Below are 12,192 nucleotides of genomic sequence, written 5' to 3' on the forward strand. Positions count from 1 at the left end.
GACCTTGTCAGGACGCTACTCGGGAGGCAAAAGCGGGTCCTGTCAACGATTCCGGAGTGACACATTCCAACTACACAGGGTGCACGCTCGGGGCCGGGAACGCGACGCTGGTCACCCCTTCGCCCCGTTCTTACGGGGAGAAGGTAAGGATGAGGGGCAGCTCGACCTCGTAAATTGAAGGCATTGCTTAGCCCCTCACCTCTATCCTCTCCCCGTAAACGGGGCGAGGGGGCGCAAGTGTTGAGCCTTTTCGGCGTCCGGTCATCTCGCCCAACCCCTATCCTCCCGCCTGGACGTCCCGTCCGCATCTTGCCCCCGAGCTGGCCGCGCATCTGAGGGAAAAACAAGACAGAACAGGACGAGATAGGCTTGTTGCACAAGACGTGGCTGCGCTATAATTTATTCTGAAGAAAGAAATTCCACTGTCCGTAAACCATCGAAAGCTCGCCATGACCGAATTGATCGACGGCAACGTCCATGCGGCCAATGTCCGCGCCCGCACCAAGGTTCGCGCCGAGGCCTTTGCCGCCGCCCATGGCCGCAAGCCGCGCCTCGACGTGGTGATCGTCGGCAACAATCCGGCGAGCCGGGCCTATGTGAACACCAAGGCCAAGATGGCGCATGAGACGGCGATCGACGGCCGGCTGATCGAATTGCCCGAAACCGTTTCCAAGGAAGAGCTGCTCGGCGTGATCGCGGGCCTCAACGCCGATGAGGGCGTCGACGGCATCCTGGTGCAGCTGCCGCTGCCCGACCATCTCGACGGCCAGATGATGATCGATGCCATCCATCCGGCCAAGGATGTCGACGGCTTCCATCCGATGAATGTCGGCAAGCTCTTCACCGCGTCCAGGATCGATCCGGAAGCGATGCTGATCCCCTGCACCCCGCTCGGCTCGCTGCTGATGCTGCTCGACACCGTCGGCAAGGAAGGGCTCTCCGGCAAGAAGGCCGTGGTCGTCGGCCGCTCCAACATCGTCGGCAAGCCGATGGGCGCGCTCCTGCTCGCCTATGATTGCACGGTGACGACAGCCCATTCGCGCACCAAGGACCTGCCCGCCGTCTGCCGCGAGGCCGATATCCTGGTCGCCGCCGTCGGCCGGCCCGAGATGGTCAAGGGCGACTGGATCAAGGATGGCGCCGTGGTCATCGATGTCGGCATCAACCGCGTGCCCACCGAGGATGGCAAGGGCCGCATCGTCGGCGACGTCGCCACCAAGGAAGCCATGGGCAAGGCCTCCCACATCACCCCGGTTCCCGGCGGCGTCGGTAAGATGACCGTCGCCTGCCTGCTGCACAACACCATCGTGGCCGCGGAAGCGCGGGTGAAGGGGTAAGCGCCAAAAACCTTCTCCCCTTGCGGGAGAAGGTGGCCGAGCACAGCGAGGGCGGATGAGGGGTGTTAGCGCATCCCTGCAGTGGTCGTGTTTCTCCCCTCATCCGCCCCTTCGGGGCACCTTCTCCCGCAAGGGGAGAAGGCTTATCGAAGCTCGTTGCTCAGCCGCCCTTCCAGCAGATCGAGCACGGTGCGCGCCGCGTCGAGCACCGGCGTGCCCGGGCCGAACACGGCCGCGACCCCCGCCTCGCGCAGGAAATCATAGTCCTGGCGCGGGATGACGCCGCCGCAGACCACCGCGATATCAGCCCGGCCGCGTGCCTTCAGCTTTTCGATCAGCTGGGGCAGCAGCGTCTTGTGCCCGGCCGCGAGCGAGGAGACGCCGACGACGTCGACCTTCTCGGCCAGCGCCAGGTCGACAGCCTCGTCAGGGGTCTGGAACAGCGGGCCGGCGACCACCTCGAAACCCATGTCTGTGAAGGCCGAGGCGACCACCCGGGCGCCGCGGTCATGGCCGTCCTGGCCAAGCTTGGCCACCAGGATGCGCGGCTTGGCCCCGCGTTGTGCCGTGAAATTGGCGATGCGGCCGGCAAGGATTTCCACTTCCGGCCCTTCGCCGAAAGCAGGGCGATAAATGTCCGCCACCACCTTGGGGCGGGCGCTGTGGTCGCCGAATTCGGCCCTGAGCGCGTCGGAAATCTCGCCCACCGTGGCGCGGTGGCGAGCCGCTTCAACGGCCGCCTCCAGGAGATTGCCGCTGCCTGAACGGGCCACCTCGGTGAGGACGGCAAGGGCCTTGGCCACCGCCTGCGGGTCGCGCCGGCGCCGGACATCCGCCAGGCGCCGGATCTGCGCGGCGCGCACGGCATGATTGTCGATGTCGAGGCTGTCGATCGCGGGCTCGTCCTCGAGCTGGTAGCGGTTGACGCCGACCACCACCTCGTCGCCGCGGTCGACGGCCGCCTGCCGCTTGGTCGCCGCCTCCTCGATCAGGCGCTTGGGCAGGCCGGCTGCCACCGCCGCCGTCATGCCGCCCATCGCCTCGACCTCCTCGATCAGCGCCCAGGCCTGGCTGGCCAGATCATGGGTGAGGCTTTCGAGATAATAGGAGCCGGCCAGGGGGTCGACCACCTTGGTCACGCCGGTCTCGTGCTGCAGGATGAGCTGGGTGTTGCGGGCGATGCGGGCCGAGAATTCCGTCGGCAGCGCGATCGCCTCGTCGAAGGAATTGGTGTGCAGCGACTGCGTGCCGCCGAGGGCCGCCGCCATCGCCTCATAGGCGGTGCGCACGATGTTGTTGTAGGGATCGCGCTCGGCCAGCGAGACGCCCGAGGTCTGGCAATGGGTGCGCAGCATCAGCGATTGCGGATCCTTGGGGCCGAACTCGGTCATGATGCGCGACCACAGCAGCCGGGCCGCCCGCAGCTTGGCCACCTCCATGAAGAAGTTCATGCCGATGGCGAAGAAGAAGGAGAGCCGCCCGGCGAAGGCGTCGACGTCGAGTCCCTTGGCCAGCGCCGCGCGCACATAGTCGCGGCCATCGGCCAGGGTGAAGGCGAGCTCCTGCACCAACGTCGCTCCTGCCTCCTGCATGTGGTAGCCGGAAATCGAGATCGAGTTGAAGCGCGGCATTTCCCGGGCGGTGTAGGCGATGATGTCGGCGACGATGCGCATCGAGGCGGCGGGCGGGTAGATATAGGTGTTGCGGGTGATGAATTCCTTGAGGATGTCATTCTGGATCGTGCCCGATAGTTTCGCGCGCGATACACCCTGTTCCTCGCCGGCCACGATGAAGAAGGCCAGCACCGGCAGTACCGCCCCGTTCATGGTCATGGAGACCGACATCTCCTCGAGTGGGATGGCGTCGAACAGGATCTTCATGTCCTCGACGCTGTCGATGGCGACGCCGGCCTTGCCGACATCGCCCTCCACGCGCGGATGGTCGGAATCATAGCCGCGATGGGTGGCGAGGTCGAAGGCGACGGAGAGACCCTTCTGCCCGGCGGCGAGCGCCTTGCGGTAGAAGGCGTTGGAGGCCTCTGCCGTGGAGAAGCCGGCATATTGGCGGATGGTCCAGGGCCGGCCGGCATACATGGTGGCGCGCGGGCCGCGCAGGTAAGGCTGCTGTCCCGGCAGGGAACCGAGATGGTCGACGCCAGCGAGATCGGCCTCGGTGTAGAGCGGCTTGACCGCGATGCCCTCAGGGGTCTGCCAGGTCAGGCTGTCGGGATCGGCCTTGACCTCCTTGCTGGCGAGGGCCCGCCAGTTTTCGAGGGGCGTATCGGCGGCAGGAGCGGACATCTCGGGCCTCATTCGAATTCGAGGATGAGTTCGTCGACGGCGAGACTGGCGCCTTCGGCCACGGCGATGCGGCTGATCGTGCCGGCCTTCTCGGCGCGCAGCACGTTCTCCATCTTCATCGCCTCGATGGTGGCGAGTGCCTGGCCGGCTTCCACCGCTTCGCCTTCGCTGACGGTGATGGCGGCGACCACGCCCGGCATCGGGCAGAGCAGCAGCTTGGAGGTATCGGGCGGAATTTTCTCGCGCATCAGCCGGGCGAGTTCGGCGACGCGGGGGCTGCGCACCTGCACCAGGACGTCGCGGCCATGCCAGCGCAGGCGCAGCCCGCCGGCGGTGATGCCGACCTTCACCGCCATGGCCTCGCCACCGACGCTGAAACGGCCGAGCGGCTGCCCGGGCGCCCAGCGGCTGGTGACGGCCAGCAGCAGGCCGCCTTCGAAGACGACATGGTAGCCGCCGTCGACCGCATCGATGGTGAAGGGCAGGGCCCGGCCTGCCAGGGTGGCGACGAAGTCGCGGCCGATGGCGCGGCGGTGATTGTCCATGGCGCCGGTGATGGCGCTGTCGCGGTGCTGGCGGATATGACTGATCACCGCGGCCACGGCCGCCAGGCGCGGCAGGTCGGCGTCTCCAGGCTCGACGCCAGTGAAGCCCCCCTCATATTCCTCGGCGATGAAGGCGGTGGTCAGCCTTCCGGCGCGGAAACGCTCGTGATCGGCCAGGGCGGCCAGGAAGGGCAGATTGTGCCCGATACCCTCCAGCTCGAACTGGTCGAGGGCACGGGCGAGGGCATCGATCGCCTCCAGGCGGGTCGGGGCATAGGCGCACAGCTTGGCGATCATCGGATCGTAATGGATCGAGATCTCGCCACCTTCCTGCACGCCGGCATCCACCCGCACCAGGCCGCCCTCGCCATCCGGTCCCTCGGCGGGCGGGCGATAGCGGCTCAGGCGCCCGATCGAGGGCAGGAAGTTGCGATAGGGGTCCTCGGCATAGACGCGCGCCTCCATGGCCCAGCCGGTGAGGCGGACCTCGTCCTGGCTGAGCGGCAGGCGCTCGCCGGCGGCGACGCGGATCATCGCCTCCACCAGATCGAGGCCGGTGACCAGTTCGGTCACCGGATGCTCGACCTGCAGGCGGGTGTTCATCTCCAGGAAGTAGAAATTGCGGTCCTTGTCGACGATGAACTCCACCGTGCCGGCGGAGTGGTAGCCGACGGCGCGGGAGAGGGCCACGGCCTGCTCGCCCATGGCGCGCCTTGTCGCCTCGTCGAGGAAGGAGGAGGGCGCTTCCTCGATGACCTTCTGGTTGCGGCGCTGGATCGAGCATTCGCGCTCGCCCAGATAGATCAGATTGCCATGCTGGTCGCCCAGCACCTGGATCTCGATATGGCGCGGCTCGGTGACGAATTTCTCGACGAAGATGCGGTCGTCGCCGAAGGAGGACTTGGCCTCCGAGCGCGAGGCGCGGAAACCTTCGCGGGCCTCGGCGTCGTTCCAGGCGATGCGCATGCCCTTGCCGCCGCCGCCGGCCGAGGCCTTGATCATCACCGGATAGCCGATCTCGGCGGCGATGCGGGCCGCCTCGGCCGCGTCCTCGATCAGGCCCATATGGCCCGGTACCGTCGACACGCCGGCTTCGGCCGCCAGCTTCTTGGAGGTGATCTTGTCGCCCATCGCCTCGATGGCCTTGGGCGGCGGGCCGATGAAGGCGACGCCCGCCTCGGCGAGTGCCTGGGCGAAGGAGGCATTCTCCGACAGGAAGCCATAGCCCGGATGCACCGCGTCGGCGCCCGTCTGGCTGACAGCGGCGAGGATGGCATCGATCTGGAGATAAGATTGGGAGGAAGGCGCCGGGCCGATGCGCACGGCCTCGTCGGCCTCGCGCACATGCACGGCGTCGCGGTCGGCATCGGAATAGACCGCGACGGTGGCGATGCCGAGCTTGTGCGCGCTGCGGATGACGCGGCAGGCAATCTCGCCGCGATTGGCGATGAGGATCTTCTTGAACAAAACGGGCGTGGTCACGGTGTCGATCCTCACAGCGGCATGGTGTCGTGCTTGCGCCAGCGCGTCTCCGCCGTTTTGCGGCGCAGGGCGGCGAAGGCGCGGGCGATGCGCTTGCGCGAGGTGTGCGGCAGGATCACCTCGTCGATGAAGCCGCGCTCGGCCGCGATGAAGGGATTGGCGAAGCGGGCCTCATAGTCCCGGGCGCGCTCGGCGATCTTGTCGGCATCGCCGAGCTCGGCCCGATGCAGGATCTCGGCCGCGCCCTTGGCGCCCATCACGGCGATCTCGGCCGTGGGCCAGGCATAGTTGACGTCGGCGCCGATATGCTTGGAGGCCATGACGTCATAGGCGCCACCATAGGCCTTGCGCGTGATCAGCGTCACCATCGGTACGGTGGCCTGCGAATAGGCGAAGAGCAGCTTGGCGCCGTGCTTGATCACCCCGCCATATTCCTGGCCGGTGCCGGGCAGGAAGCCGGGTACGTCGACCAGGGTCAGGATCGGGATGGAGAAGGCGTCGCAGAAGCGTACGAAGCGCGCGCCCTTGCGCGAGGAATCGATGTCCAGGCAGCCGGCCAGCACCAGCGGCTGGTTGGCGACCACGCCGACCGTCTGGCCCTCGATGCGAATGAAACCGGTGACGAGGTTGCGGGCGAAGGCTTCGCCGACCTCGAAGAAATCGCCCTCGTCGGCGACGGCTAGGATCAGCTCCTTCATGTCGTAGGGCTTGGTGGAACTGTCGGGCACCAGCGTGTCCAGGCGCATCTCCAGCCGCGACGGGTCGTCGTGGAAGGGCCGCACCGGCGGCTTGTCGCGATTGTTGAGCGGCAGGAAGTCGAACAGGCGCCGGATCTCCTCCAGCGCCTCGACGTCATTGTCGAAGGCACCGTCCGCCACCGAGGATTTCTGGGTGTGGGTGCGGGCGCCGCCGAGTTCCTCGGCGCTGACCACCTCGTTGGTGACGGTCTTCACCACGTCGGGGCCGGTGACGAACATGTAGGAGGTGTCGCGCACCATGAAGATGAAGTCGGTCATCGCCGGAGAGTAGACAGCACCGCCGGCACAGGGGCCCATGATCACCGAGATCTGCGGCACCACGCCGGAGGCCTCGACATTGCGCTTGAACACATCGGCATAGCCGGCCAGCGAGGCGACGCCTTCCTGGATGCGGGCGCCGCCGGAATCGTTGAGGCCGATCACCGGCGCGCCGTTGCGCAGGGCCATGTCCATGATCTTGCAGATCTTCTGGGCATGGGTCTCGGACAGCGAGCCGCCGAGCACGGTGAAATCCTGGCTGAACACATAGACGAGGCGCCCGTTGATCGTGCCCCAGCCGGTGACCACGCCATCGCCGGCGACCTTCTGGTTGGCCATGCCGAAATCCACGGCGCGGTGGGTGACATACATGTCGAACTCCTCGAAGGAGCCCTCGTCGAGCAGGACTTCCAGGCGTTCCCGGGCGGTCAGCTTGCCCCTGGCGTGCTGGGCTTCGATGCGCCTGAGGCCGCCGCCGAGCCTCGCCTCCTCGCGGCGGCTTTCCAATTGTTCGAGGACGGCGCGCATCGGGCTTGCTCCACACGGTTCGACATTGCCTGGATCGACATCTCACGCTGCCCGGCACGGCCCACGGAGGCATGAAACGCTGCCCTTGTCATGCCCGGGCTTGACCCGGGCATCCAGCGGCTCCCGTTTCATTGTCTCAAAAGGGGTTGGATTGCCGGGTCAAGCCCGGCAATAACAAGCGTCTAGGCAATTCGATCCTTCACGGGAGGAACCGTTAGCTCTTCTGCGCTCTTTGTTCTTGCTTGAAAGAGTGCGAATGCATGATTTATGCTAAATTGGATTGCAAATTGCGAAATTGCGAATATGGCCGGCAAACTCTTCATCGGCGCCCGCCTCAGGGCCATCCGCGAGGCCGCCCACGCCACCCAGGCGGCGTTCGCCCAGCGGCTCGGCATCTCCACCTCCTATCTCAACCAGATGGAGAACAACCAGCGCCCGCTCTCGGCCGCGGTGCTGCTGGCGCTGGCCGAGCGTTTCGACATCGATATCGCCACCATCGCCCAGAGTGACGGCGACCGCCTGCTCTCGGCCCTGAACGAGGCCCTGGCCGATCCGCTCTTCGATGCTTTGGCGCCGAGCCTGCAGGAATTGAAGCTGGTCACCCAGAACGCGCCGGGCTTTGCTCATGCCCTGATCACCGCGCACCAGGCCTACAGGCGCAATTCCGAGCAATTGGCGAGCCTGGACGGACGGTTGGCGGGCGGCCTGTCGGAGCCGACGCCCTATGAGGAGGTGCGCGATTTCTTCCACTTCCTCGACAATTACGTGCATGAGCTCGACACCGCCGCCGAGGCCCTGGCCGAGCGCCTGGGGCTGCCCCGCCGCGAGCCCGGCGCCGCCTTCACCGCTTATCTCGAAAGCCGCCACCGGGTCAGGGTGATGCAGGCGCCGGCCGAGGAAGGCATCATCCGCGGCTTCGACAAGGAGGCGCGGGTGCTGCGCCTGCATCCCTATTCCCCTGCCGCCACCCGTCATTTCCAGCTCGCTTTCCAGATCGCCGCCTTGGAAGCGGAAGCCGAGATTGCGTCCATCCTGGCCGGAGCCGACTGGCGCAGCGCCGAGGCAGTGGAGATCGCCCGCATCGGCCTCACCAATTATTTCGCCGGCGCGCTGACCCTGCCCTACCGGGCTTTTCTCGCTGCGGCCCGGGAGTTGCGCCACGACCTCGAACTCCTCGCGGCGCGTTTCGGCGCCAGCCTCGAGCAGGTGGCCCATCGCCTCTCCACCCTGCAGCGGCCGGGCTTCAAGGGCGTGCCGGTGTTCTTCGCGCGCATCGACCGGGCCGGCAACATCACCAAGCGCCACAGCGCGGCCAAGCTGCAATTCGCCCGCTTCGGTTCCGCCTGCCCACTGTGGAACGTGCACCAGGCCTTCGAGGCGCCGGGCCGCATCATCCGCCAGCTCGCCGAGACGCCGGATGGCGAGCGCTATCTCAGCGTCGCCACCGAGATCGCCAAGGGCGGTGGTGGCTTCAACGCAGCCCAGCGCCGCTATGCCATCACGCTCGGCTGCGAGATCGCCTATGCCCGGGACTTCGTCTATGCCGACGGCCTCGATCTTTCCAACCGGGCGGGTTTCGATCCGATCGGCATCTCCTGCCGCATCTGCGAGCGCCAGCACTGCCACCAGCGCGCCGTGCCGCCCCTCAAGGCGCATCTGGCGGTGAACCATGACCGGCGCGAAATCGTGCCCTATCGCATCGTCTAGAGCAAAGCGCGTTTAGACAGAAGCGCTGCATTGCTCTAACTCTTTGATTGGACGCGTCTTTGCGATTCTTGGCGACCCCGCCAAATCGCAAAACGCTTTAGGCCGGAGGCGGCAATGGGATGGAGCCTGAGAGCCCGGTCGTTCCACTGGCTTACGGCGATCGCGGTCGTCATACAATGGGGTATCGGGCTCTTCCTGCTCGGCGGCATGGCGATGGCCGGTAATCTCTGGCTGACCATCCATCTCTCGCTCGGCCTGATCCTCCTTGCGCTGTCCCCGCTTCGGCTCGTCTCCCGGCTGTTCGACCATGCGCCGCGCCACGTCCGCTCTCCGCTTGCCGCGATCGTGGCGGGTCTCGCTCACGCCGGTCTCTATGCCTTGCTCCTGCTCGTGCCGCTCACGGGCTGGCTCGGCTATCGCCCGGCGCCGTTCATGCCGCCGCCGCTCGCCTTCGACCTGCTGCCCATGCCCGTACTGACGGGGCTGGAGGGCGTGTCACCGCGCACGATGCTTAGTCTGCACGCCCAGCTGACCTGGGTGCTCGTCGCCCTCGTCGTCGTCCATGTGCTGGCGGTCTTGTTCCACGCGGTCGTGCTGCGTGACGGCACCCTCGGCGGCATGCTGCATGGGCGCAACCGTGGCGCTGCCGATCGCAGGCCATAGGCGTGTGCGGGAAGCGGGCCCGGCTTGTCTCTCGACATCCTCTCGCGAAATCGCTACGCGGGGATTGAAAACATCAGGAAAGGCGCCGCCATGCTATTCGTCATCCAATGCGAAGACATTCCCAATGGTCTCGAACTCAGGCAGGCGACGCGCCCGGCGCATCTCGATTATCTGAAGACGCAGGACGCCCATATTCTCGGCGCCGGCCCCTTCCTGGATGCCGAGGAGAAGATGGTAGGCTCGCTCCTCATCGTTGATTTCCCCAGCGAGGCCGAGGCCCGGACCTTTGCCGAGAACGATCCCTATGCCAAGGCCGGCCTGTTCGCCTCCACCAGCATCCGCCGCTGGCGCTGGGGCATCAAGCCCCCGGCCGGCCTCTGATCCGGGCAGGAGCAGACCATCATGGCCCATTGGCTGATCAAGTCCGAACCGGAAGTATGGAGCTGGGACCAGCAGGTCGCCGCCGGCGCCAAGGGCACGCCCTGGGACGGCGTGCGCAACCATGCCGCCAAGCTCAATCTCATGGCGATGAAGAAGGGCGACAAGGCCTTCTTCTACCATTCCAACGAGGGCAAGGCCGTCGTCGGCGTCGCCGAGGTGGCGCGTGAGCATTATCCGGACCCGGCGACACCGGGCCAGCCCTGGGTGTTGGTCGATTTCAAGGCCGTGGCGCCCTTTCCCAAGCCGGTGACGCTGGCTGATGTCAAGGCCGAGCCGAAGCTCGCCAACATGGCCTTGGTGAAGCTGTCGCGCCTCTCCGTGCAGCCCGTGACGGACGAGGAATGGCAGATCGTCTGCGCGATGGGCGGCTACAAGGGCTGATCGTCCGCTCTAATGTCCATGCAAGACGAGGCGCGGAAAGCCTTCTCCACAAAGTGGGGAAGGTGTCATTTCGTAGAAATGACGGATGGGGTGTGGGCCTAAATCCGCATCCTCCCAGGATAGAGAGTTGGTGGTGATTTCGCTCTCTCTCCAGCATCTTCCTGTCCCGCAATTTGCAGGTGGGCCACACCCCATCCGACCCGGCTTCGCCGGGCCACCTTCCCCACTTCGTGGAGAAGGCTCTTCAGTACTTGTATCGTCCTGGCTTCGGTTCCCATGATTACCCTTCGCTCCTCACGCCCGGCGGATGTGCCGTTCCTGCTCGAGATCTGGCGCGGTTCCGTCAGGGCGACCCATGATTTCCTGCTGCCCGGTGATTTCGAGGCGATCGAGAAGCTGGTCGCCAATGATTATCTGCCGGCCGCGCCCCTGCATGTTGCCGCCGATGGCGACGACCGGCCAATCGCCTTCATGGGGATGTCGGATCGCCATATCGATTCGCTGTTCATCGAACCCGACAGGCGCGGCCAGGGTATCGGCACCTTGCTGGTTCGCCATGCCAAGGAGCAAGGCGAGGGCTCGTTGAGCGTCGACGTCAACGAGCAGAACACGCAGGCCGTCGGCTTCTACCGCCATCTCGGCTTCGTCGAGACAGGCCGCTCCGCGCTCGATGGCGACGGGCGCCCCTATCCGCTGCTGCATATGCGCCTGGATTAGGCATCGTCCGGAAATAACGGAACCGCCACCTTTGTCATGCCCGGGCATCCAGAGGCCTTGCCTTCGACGTCTGGGGGCAGGGACTGGATTGCCGGGTCAAGCCCAGCAATGACAAGGGTCAGGCCAATTTGGTTCGTTTGTTGACGGATGATTCCTTAGTTTTTCGGACCCTTGCCCTGCCTCCCCGCAACGAAGTCGAGGAAGGCCCGCAGCGGCGGGGCCATCTGGCGGCGGCTGGGATAATAGAGGTGGAAGCCCGAAAAGGGTGGCGACCAGTCCGCCAGGACATGGACGAGCCGGCCTGAGTCGAGCCCGGCGCGAACCTGGTGCTCGAACAGATAGGCGATGCCGACGCCGGCCAGCGCTGCCAGACAGGCGACTTCCGGCTCGTTGACGATCAGGGGGCCTTCGACGGCGGCTTCCAGGGGGCGGCCTTCGCGCTCGAATTCCCAGTGATAGAGGCTGAGATCGGTCGGCCAGCGGAAATTGATGCAGCGATGGCGCGCGAGGTCGTGCGGGGTCGCGGGCATGCCGTGGCGAGCGAGATAGGCCGGGGCGGCCACGGCCATCAGCCGGAGTTCGCCCCCGAGCCGCACGGCGATCATGTCCTTTTCCACCATCTCGCCGAGACGCACGCCGGCATCGAAGCGGTTGGCCACGATGTCGATCAACCGGTCCTCGCTGACGAGATCCAGCGTGATGTCGGGATAGGCGTCGAGGAAAGGGCCGATCAGCGGCCCGATGACATGGATGGCGGCGATGCGGGTGGCGTTGATGCGCAAGAGGCCGGCAGGGCTGTCGCGCAGGCTCCTGACGTCGGCGACGGCGGCGTCGAGATCCGACAATGCCGGGCGCAACCGGGCGAGGAAGCGCTCGCCCGCCTGGCTCGGTGCCACGCTGCGGGTGGTGCGGTTGAGGAGGCGAACGCCGAGCCTCTCCTCCAGCGCGCGGATGGTCTGGCTCAGGGCCGAGGGCGACAGGCCGAGATGGGCGGCGGCCCGCGCGAAGCTGCCATGCTCGACCACGGCGACGAAAGCCCGGAGCTCGGCATGATCGCTGCCACGCATTCTATATG

10 protein-coding genes are annotated in these 12,192 nt (G+C 66.1%); 6 read left to right on the top strand and 4 right to left on the bottom strand.

All coding sequences use genetic code 11. The features are described from left to right. The first annotated feature begins 449 nt into the window (after positions 1 to 449). Positions 450 to 1,337 carry a bifunctional 5,10-methylenetetrahydrofolate dehydrogenase/5,10-methenyltetrahydrofolate cyclohydrolase gene (locus ACTJKX_RS21555; RefSeq protein ID WP_311934149.1) on the top strand — a complete coding sequence of 296 codons (888 nt, stop codon included), beginning with the start codon at positions 450 to 452 and terminating at the stop codon, positions 1,335 to 1,337. A 143-nt stretch (positions 1,338 to 1,480) separates the two neighbouring features. Here the strand turns inward: ACTJKX_RS21555 and scpA are convergent, their stop codons facing one another. The 3 genes from scpA to ACTJKX_RS21570 are packed head-to-tail and all read right to left on the bottom strand — an operon-like array spanning position 1,481 to position 7,208. Further along, positions 1,481 to 3,637, bottom strand: a complete 2,157-nt coding sequence (scpA, locus tag ACTJKX_RS21560; protein ID WP_440726452.1) for a methylmalonyl-CoA mutase — start codon at positions 3,635 to 3,637, stop codon at positions 1,481 to 1,483. Between the two features lie 8 nt (positions 3,638 to 3,645). Continuing rightward, a complete protein-coding gene (locus ACTJKX_RS21565; protein ID WP_440726496.1) occupies positions 3,646 to 5,649 on the bottom strand; it encodes an acetyl-CoA carboxylase biotin carboxylase subunit in 2,004 nt (667 codons plus the stop codon). Positions 5,650 to 5,675: 26 nt separating this feature from the next. Beyond that, positions 5,676 to 7,208 carry an acyl-CoA carboxylase subunit beta gene (locus ACTJKX_RS21570; protein ID WP_440726453.1) on the bottom strand — a complete coding sequence of 511 codons (1,533 nt, stop codon included), beginning with the start codon at positions 7,206 to 7,208 and terminating at the stop codon, positions 5,676 to 5,678. A gap of 303 nt (positions 7,209 to 7,511) precedes the next feature. Here ACTJKX_RS21570 and ACTJKX_RS21575 point away from each other — a divergent pair, with 303 nt between their 5' ends. From ACTJKX_RS21575 to ACTJKX_RS21595, 5 genes are all read left to right on the top strand, one after another. After that, positions 7,512 to 8,915: a helix-turn-helix domain-containing protein gene (locus tag ACTJKX_RS21575; RefSeq protein WP_440726454.1), complete on the top strand. Its 1,404-nt coding sequence runs from the start codon at positions 7,512 to 7,514 to the stop codon at positions 8,913 to 8,915. 114 nt (positions 8,916 to 9,029) lie between these two features. Next, a complete protein-coding gene (locus ACTJKX_RS21580; protein ID WP_440726455.1) occupies positions 9,030 to 9,578 on the top strand; it encodes a cytochrome b/b6 domain-containing protein in 549 nt (182 codons plus the stop codon). Positions 9,579 to 9,668: 90 nt separating this feature from the next. After that, positions 9,669 to 9,959, top strand: coding sequence for a YciI family protein (locus ACTJKX_RS21585; RefSeq protein ID WP_105860858.1), 291 nt, complete (start codon positions 9,669 to 9,671; stop codon positions 9,957 to 9,959). Between the two features lie 21 nt (positions 9,960 to 9,980). Beyond that, the gene (locus tag ACTJKX_RS21590) at positions 9,981 to 10,400 is read left to right on the top strand and encodes an EVE domain-containing protein (protein ID WP_440726456.1); all 420 of its coding nucleotides are present in this window, start codon (positions 9,981 to 9,983) and stop codon (positions 10,398 to 10,400) included. Between the two features lie 276 nt (positions 10,401 to 10,676). After that, entirely contained in the window at positions 10,677 to 11,117 is a 441-nt protein-coding gene (locus tag ACTJKX_RS21595; RefSeq protein ID WP_440726457.1) for an acetyltransferase, read from the top strand. A gap of 155 nt (positions 11,118 to 11,272) precedes the next feature. Here the strand turns inward: ACTJKX_RS21595 and ACTJKX_RS21600 are convergent, their stop codons facing one another. Further along, positions 11,273 to 12,184 (bottom strand): LysR family transcriptional regulator, encoded by a 912-nt coding sequence (locus ACTJKX_RS21600; RefSeq protein ID WP_440726458.1) that lies wholly within the window; start codon positions 12,182 to 12,184, stop codon positions 11,273 to 11,275. Positions 12,185 to 12,192 lie beyond the last annotated feature (8 nt).

The organism is Labrys sp. 22185 (assembly GCF_052045555.1).
Taxonomy (GTDB): domain Bacteria; phylum Pseudomonadota; class Alphaproteobacteria; order Rhizobiales; family Labraceae; genus Labrys; species Labrys neptuniae.

Coding starts and splice junctions, on each gene's coding strand:
- ACTJKX_RS21600 (WP_440726458.1), bottom strand. CDS start 12,184: ATGCGTGGCAGCGATCATGCCGAGCTCCGGGCTTTCGTCGCCGTGGTC.
- scpA (WP_440726452.1), bottom strand. CDS start 3,637: ATGTCCGCTCCTGCCGCCGATACGCCCCTCGAAAACTGGCGGGCCCTC.
- ACTJKX_RS21575 (WP_440726454.1), top strand. CDS start 7,512: ATGGCCGGCAAACTCTTCATCGGCGCCCGCCTCAGGGCCATCCGCGAG.
- ACTJKX_RS21580 (WP_440726455.1), top strand. CDS start 9,030: ATGGGATGGAGCCTGAGAGCCCGGTCGTTCCACTGGCTTACGGCGATC.
- ACTJKX_RS21590 (WP_440726456.1), top strand. CDS start 9,981: ATGGCCCATTGGCTGATCAAGTCCGAACCGGAAGTATGGAGCTGGGAC.
- ACTJKX_RS21595 (WP_440726457.1), top strand. CDS start 10,677: ATGATTACCCTTCGCTCCTCACGCCCGGCGGATGTGCCGTTCCTGCTC.
- ACTJKX_RS21555 (WP_311934149.1), top strand. CDS start 450: ATGACCGAATTGATCGACGGCAACGTCCATGCGGCCAATGTCCGCGCC.
- ACTJKX_RS21570 (WP_440726453.1), bottom strand. CDS start 7,208: ATGCGCGCCGTCCTCGAACAATTGGAAAGCCGCCGCGAGGAGGCGAGG.
- ACTJKX_RS21585 (WP_105860858.1), top strand. CDS start 9,669: ATGCTATTCGTCATCCAATGCGAAGACATTCCCAATGGTCTCGAACTC.